General features: G+C 42.0%; 22 protein-coding genes. 9 read left to right on the forward strand and 13 right to left on the reverse strand.

From position 1 onward, the window contains the following. Positions 1 to 23: 23 nt before the first annotated feature. Both C5745_RS15735 and C5745_RS15740 read right to left on the reverse strand, forming a co-directional pair. Entirely contained in the window at positions 24 to 1,319 is a 1,296-nt protein-coding gene (locus C5745_RS15735) for an HAD-IB family phosphatase (RefSeq protein ID WP_105717991.1), read from the reverse strand. Positions 1,320 to 1,400: 81 nt separating this feature from the next. Continuing rightward, the gene (locus C5745_RS15740; RefSeq protein WP_105717962.1) at positions 1,401 to 2,378 is read right to left on the reverse strand and encodes an NAD-dependent epimerase/dehydratase family protein; all 978 of its coding nucleotides are present in this window, start codon (positions 2,376 to 2,378) and stop codon (positions 1,401 to 1,403) included. A gap of 195 nt (positions 2,379 to 2,573) precedes the next feature. Between C5745_RS15740 and C5745_RS15745 the strand changes: the two genes are divergently transcribed. Beyond that, the gene (locus tag C5745_RS15745; protein WP_105717963.1) at positions 2,574 to 3,761 is read left to right on the forward strand and encodes a formimidoylglutamase; all 1,188 of its coding nucleotides are present in this window, start codon (positions 2,574 to 2,576) and stop codon (positions 3,759 to 3,761) included. Between the two features lie 9 nt (positions 3,762 to 3,770). Then, positions 3,771 to 5,087: a DNA recombination protein RmuC gene (locus tag C5745_RS15750; protein ID WP_105717964.1), complete on the forward strand. Its 1,317-nt coding sequence runs from the start codon at positions 3,771 to 3,773 to the stop codon at positions 5,085 to 5,087. 9 nt (positions 5,088 to 5,096) lie between these two features. On the opposite strand, the gene ggt is transcribed toward C5745_RS15750, so the two are convergent. Continuing rightward, positions 5,097 to 6,791 (reverse strand): gamma-glutamyltransferase, encoded by a 1,695-nt coding sequence (gene ggt, locus C5745_RS15755; protein ID WP_105717992.1) that lies wholly within the window; start codon positions 6,789 to 6,791, stop codon positions 5,097 to 5,099. A 61-nt stretch (positions 6,792 to 6,852) separates the two neighbouring features. Between ggt and C5745_RS15760 the strand changes: the two genes are divergently transcribed. After that, the gene (locus tag C5745_RS15760) at positions 6,853 to 7,620 is read left to right on the forward strand and encodes an endonuclease/exonuclease/phosphatase family protein (protein WP_105717965.1); all 768 of its coding nucleotides are present in this window, start codon (positions 6,853 to 6,855) and stop codon (positions 7,618 to 7,620) included. Here the strand turns inward: C5745_RS15760 and C5745_RS15765 are convergent. From C5745_RS15765 to C5745_RS15775, 3 genes are read right to left on the reverse strand one after another with little or no spacing between them, the layout of a single operon-like run. Continuing rightward, entirely contained in the window at positions 7,612 to 7,938 is a 327-nt protein-coding gene (locus C5745_RS15765; protein ID WP_105717966.1) for a nucleotide pyrophosphohydrolase, read from the reverse strand. The two genes, C5745_RS15760 and C5745_RS15765, sit on opposite strands and share 9 nt — an antisense overlap. A 37-nt stretch (positions 7,939 to 7,975) precedes the next feature. Further along, entirely contained in the window at positions 7,976 to 8,422 is a 447-nt protein-coding gene (gene dtd / locus C5745_RS15770; protein WP_105717967.1) for a D-aminoacyl-tRNA deacylase, read from the reverse strand. Between the two features lie 51 nt (positions 8,423 to 8,473). Beyond that, entirely contained in the window at positions 8,474 to 10,855 is a 2,382-nt protein-coding gene (locus C5745_RS15775; protein WP_105717968.1) for a TonB-dependent receptor, read from the reverse strand. Positions 10,856 to 11,123: 268 nt separating this feature from the next. On the opposite strand from C5745_RS15775, the gene C5745_RS15780 reads away from it, so the two are divergent. Genes C5745_RS15780 through C5745_RS15790 form a run of 3 tightly spaced genes read left to right on the forward strand, consistent with a single transcriptional unit; the run spans position 11,124 to position 14,133 of the window. Beyond that, the gene (locus C5745_RS15780) at positions 11,124 to 12,293 is read left to right on the forward strand and encodes an amidohydrolase family protein (protein ID WP_105717969.1); all 1,170 of its coding nucleotides are present in this window, start codon (positions 11,124 to 11,126) and stop codon (positions 12,291 to 12,293) included. Between the two features lie 37 nt (positions 12,294 to 12,330). Continuing rightward, positions 12,331 to 12,609 carry an acylphosphatase gene (locus tag C5745_RS15785; protein WP_105717970.1) on the forward strand — a complete coding sequence of 93 codons (279 nt, stop codon included), beginning with the start codon at positions 12,331 to 12,333 and terminating at the stop codon, positions 12,607 to 12,609. A gap of 6 nt (positions 12,610 to 12,615) precedes the next feature. Further along, positions 12,616 to 14,133: an MATE family efflux transporter gene (locus C5745_RS15790; protein WP_243403373.1), complete on the forward strand. Its 1,518-nt coding sequence runs from the start codon at positions 12,616 to 12,618 to the stop codon at positions 14,131 to 14,133. 14 nt (positions 14,134 to 14,147) lie between these two features. On the opposite strand, the gene dusB is transcribed toward C5745_RS15790, so the two are convergent. Beyond that, positions 14,148 to 15,164 carry a tRNA dihydrouridine synthase DusB gene (gene dusB, locus C5745_RS15795; RefSeq protein ID WP_105717971.1) on the reverse strand — a complete coding sequence of 339 codons (1,017 nt, stop codon included), beginning with the start codon at positions 15,162 to 15,164 and terminating at the stop codon, positions 14,148 to 14,150. A 400-nt stretch (positions 15,165 to 15,564) separates the two neighbouring features. Then, the gene (locus tag C5745_RS15800; RefSeq protein ID WP_105717994.1) at positions 15,565 to 16,131 is read right to left on the reverse strand and encodes a DNA-3-methyladenine glycosylase I; all 567 of its coding nucleotides are present in this window, start codon (positions 16,129 to 16,131) and stop codon (positions 15,565 to 15,567) included. A gap of 67 nt (positions 16,132 to 16,198) precedes the next feature. Here C5745_RS15800 and C5745_RS15805 point away from each other — a divergent pair, with 67 nt between their 5' ends. From C5745_RS15805 to C5745_RS15815, 3 genes are read left to right on the forward strand one after another with little or no spacing between them, the layout of a single operon-like run. Continuing rightward, on the forward strand, positions 16,199 to 17,095 hold the full coding sequence (locus tag C5745_RS15805; RefSeq protein WP_105717972.1) for a DUF4271 domain-containing protein: 897 nt from the start codon (positions 16,199 to 16,201) through the stop codon (positions 17,093 to 17,095). A gap of 11 nt (positions 17,096 to 17,106) precedes the next feature. Next, entirely contained in the window at positions 17,107 to 17,874 is a 768-nt protein-coding gene (locus tag C5745_RS15810; RefSeq protein WP_105717973.1) for a uroporphyrinogen-III synthase, read from the forward strand. A gap of 59 nt (positions 17,875 to 17,933) precedes the next feature. Beyond that, positions 17,934 to 18,806, forward strand: coding sequence for a cupin-like domain-containing protein (locus tag C5745_RS15815; protein WP_105717974.1), 873 nt, complete (start codon positions 17,934 to 17,936; stop codon positions 18,804 to 18,806). A 30-nt stretch (positions 18,807 to 18,836) separates the two neighbouring features. Here the strand turns inward: C5745_RS15815 and trpC are convergent, their stop codons facing one another. From trpC to trmD, 5 genes are all read right to left on the reverse strand, one after another. Beyond that, positions 18,837 to 19,619, reverse strand: coding sequence for an indole-3-glycerol phosphate synthase TrpC (gene trpC / locus C5745_RS15820; RefSeq protein ID WP_105717975.1), 783 nt, complete (start codon positions 19,617 to 19,619; stop codon positions 18,837 to 18,839). 165 nt (positions 19,620 to 19,784) lie between these two features. Next, the gene (locus tag C5745_RS15825) at positions 19,785 to 20,357 is read right to left on the reverse strand and encodes an anthranilate synthase component II (RefSeq protein WP_105717976.1); all 573 of its coding nucleotides are present in this window, start codon (positions 20,355 to 20,357) and stop codon (positions 19,785 to 19,787) included. Then, positions 20,354 to 20,503: a hypothetical protein gene (locus tag C5745_RS20270; RefSeq protein ID WP_165793107.1), complete on the reverse strand. Its 150-nt coding sequence runs from the start codon at positions 20,501 to 20,503 to the stop codon at positions 20,354 to 20,356. Before C5745_RS20270 ends, C5745_RS15825 begins: the two co-directional genes overlap by 4 nt. Then, a complete protein-coding gene (locus tag C5745_RS15830) occupies positions 20,500 to 21,903 on the reverse strand; it encodes an anthranilate synthase component I family protein (protein WP_105717995.1) in 1,404 nt (467 codons plus the stop codon). The genes C5745_RS20270 and C5745_RS15830 overlap by 4 nt, the downstream gene beginning before the upstream one ends. Before the next feature lie 281 nt (positions 21,904 to 22,184). Next, on the reverse strand, positions 22,185 to 22,862 hold the full coding sequence (gene trmD / locus C5745_RS15835) for a tRNA (guanosine(37)-N1)-methyltransferase TrmD (protein ID WP_105717977.1): 678 nt from the start codon (positions 22,860 to 22,862) through the stop codon (positions 22,185 to 22,187). Between the last annotated feature and the right edge of the window lie 576 nt (positions 22,863 to 23,438).

Raw genomic sequence — 23,438 nt, forward strand, 5'->3', positions numbered from 1 at the left:
AAGAGCGACAAAAACCTGCGTCTCTACTTATATAGTATCCTAAACTTAATGGTATTGTCGATTTGCTTTAATTGCTTTAAGACAGTTCGATCATACGCTGTATGAATGTCGGTAACCGCATAGCCAATTTCCCCTTTTGTCATCAAAAATTGTGAAATAATATTGATATCGTTCTCTGCATATACGTTATTTATCTGCGCCATGACACCGGGCACATTTTTATGAATGTGCAAAAGTCGATGTGCTTGGATAAGCCGGGGTAGTATCAGGTTGGGAAAATTTCGACTCATGTAAGTGTCTCCATTGTTAATGAAGTCTGCCATGCGTCGTGGGATAAATTCTGCGTTATGTCTTTTTTGTTTTTTATCATCAAAAATAACGATCCCTTTTTCCGTGCATATTTTTTTATTTACATATCCTTTTATATCGCCAAGATATCCAATTGTTTTTAATTTATCAGCTTGGGATAGCTGCTCGTCATCAACGCGTGTGCCTTCTGCTAATAAAAGCATACCAACATCTTTGGTGTATTTATCTTCGAAGGTATCTTTTACCCGGACAGAGAAACCATCTGTTTTTAAGATATGCACAGCAATATCCGGGATGTCGCCCACGATAAGGCATAAAATTCGGTTTTTAGGATATGAAATGGCGCGAGGAAGATCGTTTACATACAGGAACTCGTCGAAGCTAGGCGTGATGTGGTCAGCTCTATCTGTAACACTCTTGCGGGCGATATTTTCTGTAAACGCGAAAAATTTCTCGATAAGACCGGATTCCTTTAGCTGGAAATCCGAATAACCATCGCCGATACCGAATATTCTGCCGTCCAATTTAAGCTCATTAAGCAGTTTGACTTTCCCGCCTTCATCAGAAAGAGGATTACTTTCGTCATAACCGATAATATTGCCATCCTTATCAAATTTGAAAGTATTAGCATATATATTTTCTTTCTGAATGTAGTAGGGGGTTACAACCGGCGTAATAAACTCCTTAAATCCACCCGAAACAATTAATGCCGTGTCTTTATGCTTTTTGAAAAATTCTTTATTTCGATTAAACGATCGCGATACCTTTTTTTTCAGTTGAGTTACCAGCTTATCTAAATGGCTTTTATTGGCATTTAAAAGTTGGACACGTCCCGTTAAACTTTCTCTAAAGGAAATCTTTCCCTCCATGGCGAGATTGGTATAGTCCTCTATCTGTTGATAGATTTTATCTCTGTCGGGATGGTTTTCTAAGGATATTCTTGCTAATTCATCCAAAGCTTCGACTTGCGTAAACGTGCTATCGAAATCAATGATGTAATAATTTTTCATCTGATTAAATTTGCTTTTTAATGGTGATGAAGCTTGCATAAATTATTTATAATCTTACGTTTATGGCGATTTATGCAGGTTTCATTGGAGTGTGTTGTTAAAATCCCTACTCATTTCTTTCAAAGTTAAATCAACCGGCTTAAAACTGTATCCTGTAGTGTCGGTCACCTTCTTATTCGAATAAGCTAAAAGAGAAGCCGAAGCTTTCGCAGTTTCACGTGTCAACGCCGGCCGTCCTCCTTTAAATAAGGCGATAATCTTGGCCGCCCTCCAAGCAATGCTAAGCATAAAAGGTCTGGCCTTGATAGTTGGAGCCGGTTTACCTAAAACGTTAGCTACGCGTTCCAACAAATTTTTATTCGTGAGGTTCTCGCTATTGAGTACAAAGCGCTCGCTTCTGATAAGGCGGTTGTTCATCAATAGGATCATTATTTTGGCGACATCTTCCACGTCCACAATGCCCACTGTTCCTGGAGGATATACTTTAATTCCTTTTTGAATCAAATTAAAGATCGCTCCGGAACCTTTTTTGCCAGAACCTACGCCCATAATAACGGAAGGATTGACGATAACGGCGTCCATTCCCTCCATGATGCCGCGCCATACTTCCATTTCACTCTCATATTTAGAGAGCGCATATTTGGAATGGTCCGCACCATCATCCCATTTGCTCTGCTCAGAAATCAATTCACCTATTTTCGGAGAGCCTAAAGCGGCGATAGAACTTACGTGCACTAATCGAGCGCCGTGTTCTAGACAAAGATTGACGATGTGTTTGGTGCCTTCGATATTGGTGTGTAACATATCTGCCCAATCCGCTTTTTGATAGGATATTTTAGCAGCACAATGGTATACCTGAGTTACACCGTCAAAAGCATCCGCCAAAGCAAAATAGTTCGTGATATCAGCATGCAACCATTCCACTAAGGAAGAAGAACGCAATATTTCGGGGACTTCCGACTGTTCACGCTTGATCGCTAGAACGGCATTTCCTTCATCGATTAAAAACTTAATCAATGTGGATCCCAAAAAACCTGTTCCTCCTGTTACTAATATCACCTATCCTGAATTGTCGTTGAAATTGTTTCGCCCAAAGATAACCTATTGATATTGGGTTTGCAAGTATAAGAAACGGGTATTTGAATTCTTTTCATCATTTGTGTAAACTTTCACTTTTCACTTCTTACTTTATTGATGTTTTGTTTACTTTTGAGATGTCAATGAGCCCTTCGGGGTACCTTTTACTTTGTTAACATGTCTTTAGCTGATTTTTTTACACCTATCATTACACGGGACTTTTGTTCTGGCGACGATTTTTATAACTCGCAATTCGGGAAAATTATACAGGCTTATGAAACTTCTTTCCCCGATTTAGAACACGCAGAACGAAAGCCACATATAGCTCTAGTGGGAGTAGAGGAGGAACGGGCATCTGTTAACAACCGCGGCGTGAAGAAATCGCCAGATGCCGTACGAAAGCATTTCTATAATCTCTATCAAGGCGACTATGATATGCGTATCGCCGATTTAGGAAATATTCAAGCCGGTGCAACGGTACAGGATACTTACATCGCGTTGAGAACCGTCGTAGAAGAATTGGTGAAGCAGGATATTTTACCGGTCATCATGGGCGGAGGGCAGGACCTGACCTATGCACAATATACCGGTTACGAGGGGCTAGAACAACGCGTGGAAATAGCGATTATTGACGCTCGATTTGACCTGGACCAAGATCAGGTGGAAAGCCCCCCGTTAAATTCCAATACCTACCTCAATCATATTATATTGCATCAACCAGATTACCTTTTCAACTTAAGTAACTTGGCGTACCAAACGTATTTAGTAAGTAAGGAATCTATCAATATGTACGACAAACTATTTTTTAGTACCATGCGTATAGGGATGATGGCCGGTAAGCTCGATCAAGCGGAGCCATTGATTCGGGCTGCGGATATGGTCAGTTTTGATATCGGAGCAATACGTGCTTCGGAAGCACCGGGCAACGCTAACGCAAATCCGAATGGGTTATATGGAGACGAAGCTTGCCAATTGGCACGTTATGCTGGAATGTCGGATAAGTGTTCGTCAATTGGATTTTATGAATATAATCCGACCTTCGATCCCATGGGGCATACAGGTAGTTTGGTCGCCCAGATGATATGGTGTTTTGTTGACGGATTTTACAGTCGTAAAAATGATACCCCAGTTATACCGAAATCGGCTTATGTAATTTATCGTACGACGCTCGAAAATGATGACTACGAATTAGTTTTTGTTAAGAGCAAGAAATCCGACCGTTGGTGGATGCAAGTGCCTTATTTTGGATCGAGATCGGTAAACGAGCGATATTATTGGGTGCCGTGTCGTTACGAAGATTATCAGCAAGCAGTAAGTGGCGATATGCCAGACCTATGGTGGAGAACGCACCAAAAATTGCAATAAAGGAGGATCATGGATGTATTATTACTTCTTATCATTGTCGTCTTGTTCGGTATCACTATTGGGCTACTTTGGTTGCATGCAAAAAAAATACCAAGAAGTATGCTGCAGCAAGTTGAACAGGAGAAGTCATCTGCCGTGATTGAATTGACTAAAGTACAAGAGCGCGAACGCTTACTGGTTCAAGGAAAAGAGCTTGTAGAGCAAGCGCTTGAAAGAGAGCGACGTGAACGAGCAGCCGTGGAACGAACCCTCGAAAGCACCAATGCGTATCTACAGGCTCAACAGGAGAAATACCAGGCGCAACAGGAAGAGATGCAACAATTGCGCAAGCAATTTCACCTGGAATTTCAACAAATGGCAAACGCGATTCTCGAAGAAAAGACGCAAAAATTTACAACCGTCAACCAACAACAGCTAGATCAAATACTCACACCGTTAAAAGAAAAAATCAAGACGTTTGAGGAGAAAGTAGAACGTACTTACCAGCAAGAAGCTGCGGAGCGAAATGTGCTGAAAGGGGTAGTGGAGCAGCTGATGCAACAGAGTATGCTGATTAAAAATGAAGCAAATAATCTGACCAGGGCGCTGAAAGGCGATAGTAAAAAACAAGGGAATTGGGGCGAAATTATTTTGGAACGCGTATTGGAACGTTCGGGTTTGGTAAAAGACCAGGAATACAGACTGCAAGCTGTTTTTGATGAAAATAATAGCCGGAAAATTCCGGACGCTATTATCTTACTGCCGGATGATAAACACCTGGTTATTGATTCTAAAGTATCGTTGACGGCCTATGAGCGTTGGGTGAATGAAGAGGATGAGGTAGCGCAGGTTCAATACTTACGGCAACATGTACAGTCCATTGAATCGCATATTCGGCAGCTATCAGCAAAGAATTACCATGATCTTTATGGTATTCATTCTCCGGACTTTGTCTTGTTGTTCATGCCGATAGAGTCTGCTTTGAGTGTTGCTATTAGGGAAAAGCCGGATCTGTTTTCCACTGCTTGGGATAGGCGCGTCGTTATTGTGGGTCCGTCCACACTGTTGGCAACATTGCGAACGATTGCAAGTGTGTGGGTGCAGGAACGCCAAAATCGTAATGTACTGGAAATTGCAAAAGAAGCCGGCTTACTATACGATAAGTTTGTAGGCTTTCTAAGCGATATGCAACAATTAGAGACCCATCTGCAGCGTGCATCCGAAAAACATCAAGAAGCAATGCGAAAGTTGTCATCGGGTACTGGAAATGTAATAAAAAAAGTAGAAAATCTAAAACAGCTCGGTGCAAAAGCGAATAAGCAAATTGACGCAAGATATTTGGAATAGAGATAACTATCAATATCCCTCGGCAAAATCGTCACCACGTGGGTCTGCACCCGTTTGCAATTTTCCGTTAGGTAGTACCACAATGTTCTTCATACGGCCTATTGTGTTTCTTGGATGAAGAATATAACCGTCGCCTTCCAGACTTTTACGGATAGGATCGGCTATAGCTTTTTCCTCTACATCAATGCGGTCGGGTTTCCATTGGTGATGAAAACGGGGCTTACTGACAGATTCTTGTGCGCTCATGCCAAATTCTAAAACATTAAGAATACCCTGAAATACCGATGTAATGATCGTCGAACCGCCAGGCGTACCAATAACCATCTTTAAATGTCCACCTTGTTCTATGATGGTCGGTGTCATCGCACTGAGCATCCTTTTTTGTGGTGCAATCGCGTTCGCTTTACCTCCTAGTAAACCATATAAATTGGGGGTTCCCGGTTTTACAGAAAAGTCATCCATTTCGTTATTTAATAGAAAGCCTGCACCATCTACCCATACATAGGAGCCATAAGAACCATTAATCGTGGTGGTTAATGAAACAGCATTTCCTTCCGCATCAACAATACTGAAGTGTGTGGTCTCCTCCGGTTCGTAGCCGGGAAACGAAGAAGCATTTACCTCGGTGCTAGGCGTTGCTTTTGCTAAATTAACCTTTGCCATGCGATCTCGGTTAAATTTTTTGTTTGTTAGATGTTTTACCGGCACATTGTAGAAGTCGGGATCACCTAAATAGGACGCTCTATCAGCATAAACATACCGTTCAGCCTCTACCATAGCTCTTACTGTACTATCGGACTGGAACCCCCAATCCTGTAAAGGATATTGCTCTACAGATTGCAATAAGGCTAGTAACGCGATGCCGCCACTGGAAGGGGGCGGCATGGAAATGATCTTATAATCTTTGTAAGTTCCGACAATTGGTTCTCGCCAAACCGCGTGATAGTCCGCTAAATCTGCGTGCGTGATAATGCCGTTACCACGTTTCATTTCGGCGACAATGAAATCAGCTGTTGCTCCTTTGTAGAAGCCATCCCGTCCCTGATTGGCAATCCGCTTTAGTGTACCGGCAAGTTGTTTCTGTACAAATAAATTTCCGGGCTTCCAGTCTTTGTTACGAATAATTGCAGCGCCATTGGGATTAAACTTCTTAAATCGCTTTAGGTAATTGTTAAACTCTTTTGCTTGTCTGGCGGTAATGGGGAAACCTTTTTCAGCAAAATCGATAGCCGGATTAATGAGCTCTTTCCACGGCATGCTGCCAAATTTTTTATGTGCCTCGTCCATACCCGCCACTGAACCAGGGACGCCCGCAGCGAGTTGGCCATAAAGACTGAGATCCGTAATGGGATTCCCTTTTTCGTCCAAATACATGTCACGATGTGCGCTCGCCGGTGCTTTTTCACGGAAATCTAAAGATGTTACGAATCCATCTTTATCCCGATATACCATGAAGCCGCCCCCACCGATATTACCTGCATTGGGATACACCACGGCGAGGGCAAATTGCACTGCAATAGCAGCGTCAATTGCGTTACCTCCTTTTTTGAGTATATCTACGCCAACCTGTGAGGCAAGGGGGTGGGCTGTGACTATCGCTGCATGATTAAATTCTGTTCCAGTAATTCGTTTTGTATCGTCTTGTGCTTTAGTATAAGAACCTACTAAAAATAAAATGGCGAGGATGCTAGAAAATAACTTCATGGAGATGAAACTGTTTATCGTATGTAAATATAGATAATTTTTTTTGCCTAACTTAGACGCCATGAAATCATTCATTTCGACCATTATACTTTGTGTTTGTTTCGCCTTGCTTCATGCACAATCAGTTCGTATATTATCCTATAACATACATCATGGTAACCCCCCGGGACATCCGAATACGATTGATTTGCCTCACATAGCGGAGGTTATTAAGGCTGCTAACGCCGATTTGGTCGGTATACAAGAGGTAGATGTTCGCTTATCCCGCTCCCAGATGGTCGATCAAGCGAAAGAGTTGGCAGATTTGACAGGAATGCACTATTTTTTCTCTAAGGGAATCGATTTAGAAGAGGGTGAATACGGAACGCTAATCCTCACGAAGCACAAAATTATTGGTAATAGGCGTTATGATTTGCCAATGGTCGAGAAAAGTGAAAATAGATCGCTCGCTATTGTCGATGTGGAGTTACCCGATGGTAAGGTACTGTCTTTTGCCAATACTCATCTGGATTTAAAAGCAAAAAATAAAGTTGCACAAGCAAACTACATAAAAGAATTAGGTGCAAGAATAGAAACTCCTTTAATTCTCGTGGGGGATTTTAACGCGATGCCTAACGACCAAACCATTAAGATTTTGGAAGAACAATTTGTCCGTAATATATCAACCAATGGCCCGACACATCCAAATGTCGGAGCAAAGAACGAGATTGATTATATCATGGTCGGGAAACAGACGGAATTCAATTGGAAGACCTATAAAATAATTTCCGAAACCTATGCTTCTGACCATTTGCCGGTTTTTGCCGAGATAGAAATAACTCTACAATAGCTTCTCGTTATTCTTGTGCCTATCTGCGTCGCGAATGGATTTCTTTTCCAGGTTCTTCTGCAAGGCATCAGTAAGGTCTATACCCGTCTGATTAGCGAGACAGATAAGTACAAATAGTACATCTGCCATTTCATCTGCTAGATTAATGTCCTCGTCGGATTTCTTAAACGACTGCTCTCCATACTGTCGAGCCATAATCCGGGCTACCTCACCTACCTCTTCCATAAGCATCGCGGTATTTGTTAACTCATTAAAATAACGGATACCGGTGTTATTAATCCATTTATCTACAACGTCTTGTGCTTCTTTGATTGTCATTAGAAATAGTATTTAAGATGTTCGTGTTTAGTACTCATCACTCTTTCGTATCCAAGATGATCGTGACCGGACCATCGTTACGCAAATCGATCTTCATGTCCGCTCCAAAGACGCCCATCTGTACCTGCTTGCTCAGCAGCACGGATAAGCGATCGCCCATGGCCTGGTATAACGGTTGCGCTCTGTTGGGTTTTGCTGCACGGATAAAAGAGGGTCTATTGCCTTTTCTGGTCTGTGCAATTAATGTAAATTGGGATATAAGGAGAATGTTGCCGGCTATGTCTTGAACAGACTTATTCATTAAGCCAGCCTCGTCAGAAAATATACGAAGATTGACCAATTTGTGAGCCACCCATTCCGCTTCGCGATCGGTATCATCATCTTCTATTCCTAGTAATACCAACAAGCCTTGTTTAATTTCTCCTGTAGATACGCCATCTACGGTACACGATGCTTGGGTAACCCGTTGTATAACTGCTCGCATGGTGCAAAATAGAAATAAAAAAGTAGCGGCAAAAACTTTTGCGACTACTTTTTAAAATCGGATATTCAAACCGAATAGGAAATTTGTTTCTGCTTGCGGAAAATAGGCATTGCCATAAAGACGCGTTCCATCAGGCGTGATCCCCCCATATGTATAACCGTGCGACTCGTACTTTTCATTGAAGATATTGTTAATGGCTAAATTAGCATCTATATCGTTCATCCCCAACAACGAAAAATTATAGCGTATACGCAGATTATTTACAAAGAATGGATCCACGCTACGGTCTGTCGACTGTGTGTTGTCGAGGTATTGTCTTGATACATACTTGCTGGCCACACTAAATTCTAGCGGGCGCACGGGTGAATAGGAAAACTCATTGGACAAAATAGCCGATGGCGAGAACGAAATCGTCGTTGACCGGTAATGTTGTTCTACCTGCGGCTCATTCAATTCATTCCAGTCTTCGTCCATTACGGTAAGGTACTCCGTATAGTTCTTGATCTTATTTTGGCTCAACCCCGCCGTGGCCTTCCATCGGAACTGTTCCGATAGCTGCCAAGCGGCATCCAGTTCCAAGCCGAGGCGGTAACTATTGGGTACGTTTTCGCGTATTGAACCGCCGACGTCATTGATTTCACCTGTCTTGATGAGTTGATTTTTATAGAACATACCATACAAGTTTCCACCGATATTCAATGATTCCCTTCTCAATCGGTATCCCATTTCAATGTTATGCATTCTTTCAGCTTCTGGCCGCGCATTGGGAGAGGATTCCACATAGTCGTCACGAACCGGCTCTTTATTGCCGAATGCATACGAAGCGTAAACATTCGCCGTTGGCGACAATAAGTAAGTCGCCCCTATTTTTGGATTGAAGAAATGGTGCTTTATATTCACATCTGCCAGTTCCAGATTGTGGTTATATCCCTCAAAAGTGTAATCGACCAAACGGTATTGCAAATCCGTATAAAAGCGCATCGCACCAAAGGTAGCGTTCCATTTACCATATACATTGACATCATTTTTCTCTGCGTCGTTGAAATAGTACTTGTCGCCTAATCGACTGTCCGAAGCATATTGCGCCCAAATTACTTCACCATAATGATCGCCTCGATATTGGTTGGCGCCTCCGCCGAAAATCAAGTTGTGGTTTTCATTCACTTGATGATGAATAGAGAATACCGTTCCATAAAAATGATTGTCCAACCAACGGCGACGGATTAGGTCTGTACTGTTGATCGTGGAATCGCCGATATTAATAGGTGTTAAGCCGTACCCGCTAAATGGCTCTCCTGTTTTGTATTCCTCGTAATAACCAGCTCCGCGCGTATAGTGCAGCGCCATGTTTAGCGTAGTCCGTTCAGACGCGAAGTAATTGTAGTGAAGATGATGATGGGTCTGGGTGTAATTGTCGGTCTGGTTATCGTATGTAAAGCCGTTATAGCGACGGTTATCCGCCAGCATTTCTTCTGGTACACCATCCCATGCCTGATACGTTTTCTCCTTGCCGGAGAATACGGTGGCTTTCAAGTGATGCTTTTCACCATAATATCCCGCATCGATATAGAAAGATTTTAAATCAGATGAAGCGCGATCGATATAGCCATCTGAACTAATTCGTGATAATCGTGCATTGAGTGCAAATTTATCTTGAATTAATCCGGAACCCACTTTAAACGTATTTTTCCATGTGTTATAAGAACCGACGCTGTTATTAAGTTCGGCGTATGGGTTTAGCTCAAGTGCATCCGACTGGATATTAAGTGAGGCGCCAAATGCCCCTGCACCGTTGGTGGAAGTCCCTATACCACGTTGAATCTGGATACTTTCTGAGCTTGATGCGAAATCCGGTAGATTTACAAAGAAAGAACCCATACTCTCTGCATCATTCAATGGGATACCGTTTAGGGTCACATTGATACGCTGGTTGTCCGATCCGCGGATTGTCATGTTGGTGTAGCCAACTCCCGCACCGGCGTCCGAGCCGATGACAACGGACGGGGTCTGGTCAAGTAGATACGGAATGTCCTGTCCGAGATTGCCCCGCTTAATATCCTCTTTTGAAAGATTTTTATATGTCGTTGCAGCGTTGTCTCCTGCTCGTGTCGCCATGACCTGTACTTCGCCGGTCATTCTCGTTTCTGTATACAGTACCACCGTAAGCTCCGCTTGTTGATTCGGATTTACACGTTTGTGATAAGAAGCGTATCCTACGTAGCGAACACTTAAGTCGGACACCGCTGGTTCTACGTTTGTAAACGCAGCTACGCCGTCTTTGTCACTGGTTTTTGTGATTCCTTGAAATACGACAGTTGCTCCAAGCAAAGGTGTTTGGTTGACGTCGAGAACTCGGACGGCCAGGTTGCCTTGTGCAAAAGCGAAGAACACGCCGAATAGCATCGATACGGTAATAATTCCATGTTTTAACATAAAAATAAACAATTAAACTAGTCAAACATTCTATTACCAGGGGTTAGCAACAGTTTTATTATTTAACTAAACCTCCCTACGCCAGCATTATCTGGATCAGGTGCGTCTCGCAATTATGCGAAACTGGGTGTAATCTCAGCCCGTTTTTGTGTTCAAACAACAAGGCACCCCTTTCGATAACCGCAAAAGTAAAGATTAATTTGGTATTCTCAAATTATGGCGTCATTTTTGATTCAAATAGGAACAACAAAATAGTTCAATTAGTTAAATGAGGTATATTTCAGCAAGCATTGTGATTCCTGTTAAGGGAGATCTCATGCGAAAAGGGGTCGTTGCGATTGATAAAACTGGCGTGATTAAAGGAGTCTATAAAGACACAGATCCTGCCGTATCGAGTGTGAAAAAGGAATTCTATGACGGGGTCTTGATACCGGGCTTTGTCAATGCCCATTGCCACATTGAATTGTCTCACATGCTTGGTAAAACAAAAAAGGGAACTGGGCTACCGCGTTTTTTAGCGAACGTAATGAAACAACGGTCCGCAAATGAAAAAGATATCTTAGCGCAAATCGAAGCCGCTGATCAGACGATGTACAATAACGGTATCCAAGCCGTGGGCGATCATGTCAATACGGCGTTGTCGGCAAAGACAAAAACTAACAGTAGCATAACATACCACACCTTTGTAGAGGTGATGGCGATGACAAAAGAAGATATACAAGTCCGTGTGGATAAGGCGCGTGATATCGAATTCTATTTTAATGCTAATCACGCTTCTATTACGCCGCACGCCCCGTACTCGTGTTCTAAGGAGCTGTTTAAAGCATTTCGTAAACTGGTGAGCGAGGATAACATCCTAAGTGTCCATAATCAGGAAAGCGACGAAGAGAATAGACTCTATCGCTATAAACAAGGCGAGTTTCTGGATTTTTACAAAGAAATGGGATTGAATGCGGACTCGTTCAAAGCGCAAGCAAGGAATTCTATCCAATCTTATCTTGCGCACTTACCAAAGAACAACCCCCTGATGTTGATTCACAATACCTATATGTCTTTAAAGGATATTGATTTTATCGAACGATTGGGCAGAGATGTTTACTTTTGTGTTTGTCCGAAATCAAATCTCTACATCGAAGGTAAGTTACCTAAAATACTCGGTTTTGTTCCGAACCAAAACCGAATGGTAGTAGGCACGGACAGTTTAGCATCTAATGATACCCTTGATATTCTGGGGGAATTAAAAGTGCTGTCTTCGCACTTTAGCCAACTTGATTTTTTACAGATCTTGCCATGGGCAACGATTAATGGTGCGACGGTATTGGGACTTGCAGATCAGCTAGGATCCATCGAGGTTGGTAAAACACCCGGTTTAGTACTGTTAGAGGGGATGAATAACTTGCGTCTGACGGAACGGGTCACGTTGAAAAGAATAGCTTAGTTTCTTTGCGTTTTCTTGTGTACCTTTGGTTGTAATAATGAAACATCTGAATATTACGGTTACAGGCAAGGTACAAGGCGTTTATTATCGTGCAACGTGTAAGGCTGTCGCAGATCAGCTTGGCGTAAAAGGATTCGTTATGAATCAGCCCGACGGTTCGGTTTATATAGAGGCTGAAGGCGATTCTTTTGCACTCGAGGCTTTGCTAGCGTTTTGCCATGAAGGACCCGATCGTGCCGCAGTCGAAGAAGTCAGTTCTGCTGAAGGTATGGTACAAGGTTTTAAGAATTTTGAGGTCGTAAAAAAGAAAAGATAACCGCTTGTGTCTTCCATCAAAAAATTTGTGAGTGATACGGTGATATATGGTTTTACAACCATTGTTTCCCGGATGATCAGTTTTTTGATGACGCCTATATATCTGCAGAACTTCAAAGATGCGGCGGTATATGGTGTTTATTCTTACCTCTATAATTGGGTGTCGATGTGGAATGCCGTTTTGGCGTTCGGGATGGAAACAACCTATTTCCGCTTTTTGCAGAAGGTTGACGCTAAAGACAAGGAAAGAGTTTTCAATAATAGTTTTGCCGTCACATTGATTACTTCTTTGTTATTATTGGTGTCTGTGTTTATCTTTATAAACCCTATTGCAACTTGGCTTGACGGTGAAGGCAATGCTTCGGAATATGTCAAGTTTATCAAGTATTTCGTGTTCATTCTGGTGGCAGATGCACTGGCGGTCATACCCTTTGCTAAGCTGCGGGCGCAGGGAAGACCAATTCGCTACAGCTATATTAAGTTTATCAATATTTTTATTACCCTGTTTGCCAACCTGTTTTTCATCGTTTTTTTGCCTAAATGGATAGCGGTATCAGGTTTTTGGGCTGATTTCGCGTCAGGCTGGTTTCAGGAAGGTTGGCTTGGGTATGTTTTTCTTTCCAATTTGTTGGCGAGTGTGCTCACACTGTTTCTCTTAGTGCCGGAAATGCTGACGTTACGGTTGCGTATCGACAAACCGCTAATGAGGAGTATGTTAGCTTATAGCTTCCCGATATTAATTGCCAATATTTCATTCATTATTAACGAAAATCTCGATAAGATGTTCTTTCCTAAATTATTGCCAGGCGAATACGGAAAAACAGAATTAGGGATCTATGCGGCTGTAACCAAACTTGCCGTTTTTCTGAGTTTATTCGTCACTGCCTTCCGGCTAGGTGCAGAACCATTCTTTTTTTCTCATGCAAAAAATGAAAATGCTCCGCGGACCTATGCTAAGATTATGGAGTACTTTGTGATACTGATGGTCTTGGTCATGTTGGGTATCACCGTAAACTTAGATTGGCTCAAATATTTTATTAAAGGAAATGAACTGCAACCGGACGTTTATTGGCAGGGACTGAAGGTGGTGCCGTTTATACTTTTTAATTTCGTACTGTTGGGAGCCTATATGAATTTGTCTGTATGGTACAAGCTGACTGACCAAACGCGGTTTGCGGTCTATATATCAGTAATAGGGGCGTTAGTAACGATTGTGTTGAATGTTGTTTTAATTCCCCTATATTCCTATCCGGGAGCAGTTGTAACCACGACTATAGCCTATTTGTTGATGATCGGACTGTCGCTCTACTGGGGGCAGAAATACTATCCGGTACCCTATCATTTCCTCAAAATAGTTCTTTATCTTGTAAGCGGTTTAGGCGTCTCGCTTGCTAGTTTCTTTATTTTTGATAGCAACTTCTGGATTGGCAATGGTTTGCTGTTGCTGTTCTGTGCAATCATCATCTTTTCGGAAAGGAAAAATATACAACAGCTGCTGGCACAACGGAAAAGTAACTTGAAATAAGGTAGGATAATATTTCAGAAATCGTTAACTGGAAAATGGACGATATCTTCCCCAAACTTTTCCTTTATCTCTTCCAATACCTCCAGAATTTCGCTAGGGTCACCTAGTCCTACCAGCTTTGTTCGATATTCCTTAAAATTCGGTATTCCCTTAAAATAGTTGGCGTAATGGCGGCGCATTTCGAAAACACCGGTTTTATCGCCTTTCCACTCGATAGATTTGATCAAATGGGTTTTGCATACCTCAACACGCTCATCGATCGTCGGACCTTCCAATCGTTCTCCTGTTTCAAAGAAATGTTTGATTTCCCGAAATATCCAAGGATATCCGATGGATGCACGACCGATCATAATCCCATCGACCTCATATTCCATACGCCAAGCGGCCGCCTTTTCTACCGAGTCGACGTCGCCATTCCCAAAAATAGGAATCTGAATACGCGGATTACGTTTTATATCCCTTATCATGCTCCAGTCAGCTTGTCCTTTGTACATTTGCGCTCTTGTGCGCCCGTGAATAGACAATGCCTTGATACCCACATCCTGCAGGCGTTCTGCCACCTCATATACGTTCTTAGTGTTATCATCCCAGCCAAGGCGGGTTTTCACCGTTACCGGAAGAGGAGTGGCGTCAACGACAGCCTTAGTCATGGCAACCATTTTATCGATATCCTGTAATAAACTAGCACCTGCTCCACGACACGCGACGTTCTTTACGGGACAACCATAATTGATGTCAATTAGATCGGGGTGTGCTAAGGTGCATATTTCGGCAGATTGACGCATACTTTCGATGTCAGAACCGAATATTTGTATGCCGATAGGCCGTTCGTATTCGAAGATATCAAGCTTCTGTTTCGATTTGGCAGCGTCGCGAATTAATCCCTCCGAAGAAATAAACTCTGTATACATCATATCCACCCCGTTTTGCTTACACACATAACGGAACGGTGGGTCACTGACATCCTCCATCGGGGCCAGCAGTAACGGGAATTTGCCTAAATCAATATGCTCACCAATCTTAACAGCCATTTAATAAATTTTTGCAAAGTTACAGAATTTCTTCTTCTTCATTTTTTCCTTGATGAAAAAACGAAGCAAAAAAATCAAGGCTGAATATGGTTTTGCTATTTTCCCTTGTTTATTCCTAAACAAAATAAAACTCGCTTCGCTCAAACATTATTTTGTTTTTAACGGAATAATCTTCAGAAAAATAACCGCAAAACAATATAAGGCCATTTTATCCGTATAACCGCCAAGCGTTATTGATTGTTTTTATTTACGCATTGCACAATCTCCTCCTTAACCTCTAATGCCACATCAAAAATTTTGAAATATGTAGAAATATGGTATATGCACTATCCAACCCATCAAAATTTTTAAGTGGCGAGCTTTTTGGTTCTTTTTTGCGGGAAAAAAGAACAGAAAAAAGTTAATTCTTAAAAGAACAACTGTCCAGATGATCATCAACCATCCCCACGGCCTGCATAAAAGCATAACATATCGTAGTACCGAAAAATTTCATTCCGCGTTTTTTAAGATCCTTGGATATGGCATCCGATTCCTTGCTGTGTGTTGGAGCGGATTTTAAGTCTTTCAGCGAGTTGACGATGCGTTTTCCCTGTGGCATAAAACTGTAGAGATAATTGTAGAATGAGCCGAATTCCTGCTGTATTTGTATAAATATTTGTGCATTTCTCACGGTTGATGCAATTTTACCACGATGGCGGATGATGCGCTCGTCCTGCACGAGTTCTTCAATTTTGTGCTCATTAAATTGTGCGACTTGTTTATAGTCGAACGCTGCAAAAGCTTTACGGTACCCTTCTCGCCGTCGTAAGATCGTAATCCAGCTTAAGCCGGCTTGTGCTGATTCAAGCACGAGAAATTCAAAAAGAACAGTGTCAGAAGATACTTCTTTGCCCCATTCTTCATCATGGTATTTTACGTATAAATCATCGTCACCGCACCAAGGGCAGCGTTCAACAGCTGATGGCATCATGTTTTTCTTTTTTTTAGCTTAGTGATATTATGCTAACTTTACGCCAAAGTAATAAAATTTTCGGATGTATCTATTGAAGCGTATCTTTTTGAGTAGCCTACTGTGTTTGATAATCAGCACAGCGGGGGGGAACAGCGTGGAAAGAACGGAAATAGATACGTTCAATTATATACTGCCGGCGGAGGATCGTCCTAACAAACTCCTCGAACAACTTTCGATTGAAATAAGGCAGCGCAGTATAGATCCAGTCACCTCTCTGGATTATATGAAATCGATGGCGGAACCAACAGAAAGCATACCGTACGGACAAGGAGAGAGAAAAAGCGAACGGCCCGTGTGGGTGTTGCTGGTCGTTTTCATGTTGTTCTTAGCGATTGCACTCGTACGCTTAGCTTTTCCGGGCGACTTTACAATGATCGTGCAAGCCTATTACGACGAGCGGTCCTTGTTGCAGATGAGTAAAGAAGATAATATGCTCACATCCTGGCCGTATATATTTCTGTATTTCATTTTTAGTCTCGCGTTAGGCCTCTTCATCGTGCTCATGGAATCGTCTTTTGTGCGTTTTAACGTTCTCAACTTCGAAAACTATGTGCAAACGGCTTTTCTTGTTGCAATATTGTTCATTATTAAGATATTGTTAATTAGGTTTATTTCGTTTGTGTTTGAAATAGGTCGCTTGGTGCGGGAATATGTGACCGTACTTTACCTGGTTTACTTCAATAGCATGCTTTTTTTGATGCCTTTCCTTCTTGCGGTGGCGCTTGTTCCCACGACATATTTTAAGATACTGTTAATTTTGTTCAGTATATTAGTATCTATCTTGTTTATATATAGGTTTTTACGGGCGGCGTTCCGCTTGTTCGGAAATCTAAAGTTTTCAATTTTTTATTTAATTCTGTATCTTTGCGCACTTGAAGTAGCGCCGATTTTGATATTGGTTAGAACATTGAGCAATTAAAAAAATTGAATATGCAAGTAGATGAAGCAAGAGCCAAGAAGGTAAAAAGTATCCTAGTTACCTTACCCAAACCTGAAAATGATAAATCCCCTTATTTTGCCTTAGCAGAAAAATATAATTTAAAATTGGATTTTAGAGGGTTTATCCATGTCGAAGGTGTTCCGGCTAAAGACGTGCGTAAGGAAAAAATTAATTTTGCGGATTTTACCGCTGTTATCTTTACCAGCAAGAACGCGGTCGACCACTTCTTTCGCGTATGTGAGGAAATGAGATATGAGGTGCCAGCAGACATGAAATATTTCTGTATCTCAGAAGCTATCGCTCTTTATTTGCAAAAGTATATCCAATACCGTAAACGTAAAATTTTCTTTGGTAAGCAAACCGCCAAAGACCTAGAAGAGGTTTTAAAAAAGCATAGTAAAGAAAGATTTCTTTTTCCATGTTCGGACGTGGCTAACGAAGAAACACAAAAATGGCTACAAGATAACGGATACGATTTTACGCCAGCAGTTTTGTTCCGCACCGTTATCAGCGACATCAAAGACTTGGAAAACGTATTTTATGATATTATCGTTTTCTTCAGTCCTTCAAGCGTGCAGTCGCTGTTCGAAAATTTCCCGGACTATAAGCAGAATAACACGCGGATTGCCGCATTTGGTGCTACGACCCAACAAGAGTTGCTCAACCATAGTTTAACCTTAGATATACCAGCTCCTACGCCAGAAGCACCAAGCATGACCATGGCAGTTGAACAATACATTAAACAAGTAAATAAATAGAGGGGACTGTTGCCGAATATTTTCGTAAGTTTGTAAATAGTTGTTAAGCGTTAGAACTTGTGAAACTAAAACCAGTAAATAGTATTTCAGGGATTTCTCCAAATGACTTTGTTCGGGATTACCTCAACAAAGGGCAGCCGGTTATCATCAAAGATTTTATCAGCAAAGAGAGTCCTTGCTGGCAAAAATGGAGCTATGACTATTTCAAGGAAATAGCAGGGAGCGAACAGATCGATATATACGGACGTGAGGAAGAATCGCAAAACCATGCCGCTAGCCCCCCGGTGGGAAGGATGAGTTTTGCAGAATATCTTGATAAAATAAGTACGGAACCTACAGAACTTCGTCTGTTCCTTTTCAATTTGATAAAGATTAGACCCGAGTTAAAAAACGATGTCATCTACAATGACGTGACTGATGGCAAGGTCTTGCAATGGCTTCCTTATATGTTTTTCGGTGGCGAAGGTTCAGCGACCCGTAATCACTTTGATATCGACATGTCGCACGTATTCATTTCGCAGTTTCAAGGCACTAAACGGATATGGCTTTTTCCAAACAACCAGTCCGACCTGATGTATAAGCTGCCCTATAACTTTCATAGTATTGCCAACTTAAAAACAAGCAGCTATGATGAGTATCCTGCCTTAAAGTTATTAGATGGTTATGAAGCGGTTATTAATCCTGGGGATACATTGTATATGCCAGCAGGATGGTGGCATTATATACAATATGACACCGAAGGCTACTCCATTTCGGTGCGGGCACTGGCAAATTCAATTAGCGAAAAGATAAAAGGGGCTCGAAATCTATTTGTCACGCGTTATTTTGATGATACTATGCGTAAAGTGTTCAAGGGTAAATGGCTCGATTACAAAATTAAAACTGCCCGGAAACGTGCAGATAGAGCGATACGTAAACGCGAGCGAAAATGAGGCTATAGAGAGGCGCAATGTACTGCGCCTCTATAATTCCTTCACAAATTCCTTTATTGCTTTCGTAGGATCTCCCGTTTTCATGAAGTTTTCTCCAATCAAAAAACCTTGAAAACCAGCTTGTTTTAATTCATTTATCGTCTTGGGATCTGAGATGCCACTCTCCGAAACCTTGATTAAGCGGTTGGGAATAGTGTTTACCAAGTCATAGGAGTGATTCAGGTCTACAACAAAATCTTTAAGGTTACGGTTGTTGACGCCTATAGCATCTATACTGTCAAAGATGCTACGTTGGAGTTCTTCCTCATTATGGACTTCTAGGAGCACATTTAATCCTAACGATTTAGCATAATCTGCGTACGCTTTTATTTCGTTGCTATCTAAGCATGCTGCGATTAGGAGAATGATATCAGCGCCGTACGCTTTTGCTTCAGCTATCTGATAGGTGTCTACGATAAACTCTTTACGCAGCAAAGGGATGGTTAAGACCTCCCGCGCAGCACTTAGATCCGCAAGAGCTCCCTTAAAAAAATCCGAGTCCGTCAGTACCGACACCGCCGAAGCACCCGCATCTTGGTATCCTTTCACAACCTCTGCAACGCTTGACGTACCATTGATGAGCCCCCGTGATGGAGACGCCCGTTTGAATTCTGCAATAATGCCAGTGCGTTCCGGATCTAGCACCGATTCTTTTAACGAATAACAAGCTCTGCTAAAAAACGGGTATTTCTCCAGTTCTTCTAGGGGAACCTGTTGTTTAGCTTCCGCTACCTCTACTTTTTTTCGTTCGATTATTTTATCTAGTATTGTCATAAGTCATTTCTTTACCCATTATACATATTTGCCCTATCCCCTCCTTAACACTAAGTGTCGCATCAAAAGCTTTGGCAACAGTAGAAGTACAGTTATAGCACTATCCCTAATGCCAAAGGTTTTAAGCGACGAGTTTTGCTACACTTTTGCGGTCAAAAGTGTAAATTAAAGTAACCAATTTTCAATCAATTTTTTGCCATTCGTTGTTAACACCGACTCAGGGTGAAATTGTACACTACGTACATCGTATTCCGCATGGCGCAAAGCCATGATTACTCCTTCAGAATCTACCGCTGTTACATGAAGGGATGCCGGCAAACTATCTTTGGATACCGCCCACGAGTGGTAACGTCCAATCCTGGAATCCTTAGGGAAGTCATGAAAGAGTTTTTCCGTTTCATCAGTGATAACAATGTCGGTCGCAACGCCATGTAAAGGCTTGGGCATATTGTAGAGTGTACCACCGAATACTTCCGCAATCGCCTGTTGCCCCAAGCAGATGCCTAGAATGCTTTTGGACGGAGCGTATCGACGGATAACATCCATTAAAAGCCCCGCTTCCTCTGGTATTCCTGGGCCGGGCGACAGCAAAATCCTATCAAACGGCTCGACATCTTCCAGCTTGAATTTGTCATTTCGCCATACGGTGTATGCTTGCCCTAGTTCCTGCAATAAATGTACGAGGTTATACGTGAATGAATCGTAATTGTCGATTACTAATATGTTGTTATGTGTCATTCTATTTCTTCTTCCTGTTCAAACTCTATTTCTTTGTCTTTGTATAATTTTCGGAGCGCCTCCAGCTCCAAAATCCGATTATCGATAGTATCAATCGATGCTTTGACATGCGAAAGTGTCGTGCAGTATGGTAGTGGTCGTATCATAACGTTTCTGCAATTTCTAATGCGCGGCGTAAAGCTGCAATTTTATTATTAACCTCCTGTAACTCCTTTTCAGCATCGGAGTCCAGAACAATCCCCGCCCCAGCTTGATAGTGCAGCACATTATACTTGCTTAGAAAAGAGCGAATCATGATGGCGTGATTAAAATCACCATTAAAGCCCATGTAGCCTATCGCTCCAGAGTAGAAAGAACGCGGCAAGCCCTCATAACGGTCGATCAGCGTAAGTGCTTTATGCTTGGGGGCGCCTGATAGTGTTCCGGCAGGGAATGTGTCGCCTACTACATCAAAAGGATTTGAGGTAGGATTGAGATCACCGGAAACTTTTGATACCAAATGGATAATATGAGAGTAATATTGTGCCTCTTTATATGATTTTACGTTGACGTTTGTACAATGCCGGCTCAGATCGTTGCGCGCTAAGTCTACCAACATGACATGTTCTGCGGATTCTTTTGGGTCATTTTTCAATTCTTCGGCAATCTTTTCGTCTTTTTCCATGTCGCCTGTGCGCTTAAACGTTCCTGCGATGGGGTAGATGGTGGCTTCCCCTTTTTTGATCGTTAATTGTGCCTCGGGCGATGAACCAAATAGTTTGAAATCGCCGTAATCAAAATAGAAAAGGTAAGGCGAAGGGTTGACCGATCGGAGCGCGCGGTATACATTAAACTCATCTCCCGCGAATGGCGTGGAGAAAGCACGTGACGGTACAATCTGAAAGACGTCTCCACGTTGTATGTGTTGTTTCATCTTGTTGACCAGATTTTTGAAATCTTCATCTCTCATACTAGAAGCCTCCCCGCCTTGGCGTTTAAAATGGTATTCTGGGAAATTTTTGTTTTGTATTAGATATTCCAATCTTTCTAGATCGGAGGATTCGTCGGCGAGCAGGTTTTCGAAGATATAGAGTTGGTTTCTGAAATGATCGATAGCGATAACGTTACGATATACATGATATTGCATGGCTGGGATCTCACGTGCTAGATGTGTACCTGCGGTTAGCTCGATGTCTTCAAAGTGCTCAATAGCATCAAAAGTAAAGTAACCGAACAGTCCAGAAGAAATAACATTCACCCCTTCAATTTCCACCTGGGAAAAGTGCTTACGGAAAGCAGATACCTCTTCTCGGAGGTTGATTTCGCTAGCCGCTTTGTAAACGGGCTGCTTGCCCGGCTCAACGATGCGCAGCTGTTCTTTGTTGAGTGTGATGCCAGCAATCGGATCACAGCAAATATAGCTGATATTGTTGTCACGACTATGGTATTCTGAGCTTTCCAAAAGCAAACTGTTGGGAAAGGTGTCCCGCAAACGGAGATAGATGCTTACCGGCGTCGTCGTATCCGCCAGTATCTTTCTGTAGTTCGTTTTTAATGTGTATTTCATACTGTTGTCTTTTCGTGTTGTAGCGGACATAGTCTTGTCTCGTAGCCGCTGTGCCAAAAATAAAAAAAAGCCCGACGTTTAATCGCCGGGCTTACTTTCAAATGGTTTTGGTTGATTATGAATATTTTCTAATACATACCAAGCACATTCCCGACGTTGCTTACTTCGGGCCACCACCAGCTTGTATGTAATTGTTTTGTTATCATGTACAGCGCAAATTTATGAATATTTTTTATTTGACAAATTTTTTTTGATAAAAAAATAAAAAATGTCGGTTAGTTTTAATCATTTAGCAAATCAGGTCGACGTTCTTCCGTACGTTTCAGTTGTTGCTCATAACGCCAAGCAGCTATTTTTGCTTCATGACCACTGAGTAGCACTTCCGGGATACGGTGGCCCCGCCACTCTGCGGGCCGAGTATAGATGGGGGCATCCAGCAATCCGTCTTGAAAAGAATCCGATAGTGCCGAGGTCTCATCTGACAGCACGCCCGGTATCAACCGGACAATAGCGTCAACCAATATTGCGGCGGGCAGCTCTCCACCAGATAGTACATAGTCGCCTATCGAAATTTCTTTGGTCACAAACACATCCCGGATACGCTGATCGATCCCCTTATAGTGTCCGCAGAGGATAATGACATTCTCTATGGAAGATAAGACGTTTGCAATTTCCTGGTTGAGGGTTTTGCCATCCGGTGTCATGTAAATTACTTCGTCATATTGCCGTTCCGCTTGCAACTTTTCGATGCAGGCCGCAAAAGGCTCGATTTGCATTACCATTCCGGAACCTCCGCCATAGGGATAGTCGTCAACAGACTTATGCTTGTTCGTGGCATAATCCCGTAAGTTGTGTACGTGGATGTCTACCAAACCCTTTTGCTGAGCGCGCTGCAGAATAGAATGTGCAAATGGACTGTCCAATAAACCCGGTAAAACAGTAATGATGTCAAAACGCATGGTACAAAGATAGATTTTTATGTGTACTTATCGACGCATTATAATGTGGCTTTTTTCTGACAAAATATAATATTTATCGTTCTATTCCAAAAGATTGAATTCGTTTTCGGTTCACTGTTTACTGTGTTAATGTTTCTTGGTTTTATGTTTTTATAGAATAATGTTTTGTTGTATTGGTGGCATTCTGTGTTGTTGTTTTGTTTGTTGGTTTTTCTTGTTTTGTACTTTTCCGCCCGAATTATTAGTACGGTATCAGTGATTGTGTTAGTTTTTTTGAAAAGTTGCAAGAACAAAGTTAATTTTTTATGTTTGCACAGTTTAACAGTTTTTAACAAATGTAGGGCGCTGTTGAGGCATTTTCCCCAAAAGGAGCGAGATAGAAAAATTGATTAACTAAACAAACAACACAGATGAAACAGAATTTATTAACTAATCCTTTGCCTTTTCTTTGTTAGGGCAGTAACTTTTACGCATACGTACAAACTGCGTACGACATAGGTTCAAATTACTTGACTTTACGTTAGCTTTTAGCGTTACGACACATGGTAGCGCTGTGCTGAGTAGTGACGTTACAAC

The sequence above is a fragment of the Sphingobacterium haloxyli genome (assembly GCF_002980525.1).
GTDB classification, from domain to species: Bacteria; Bacteroidota; Bacteroidia; order Sphingobacteriales; family Sphingobacteriaceae; genus Sphingobacterium; species Sphingobacterium haloxyli.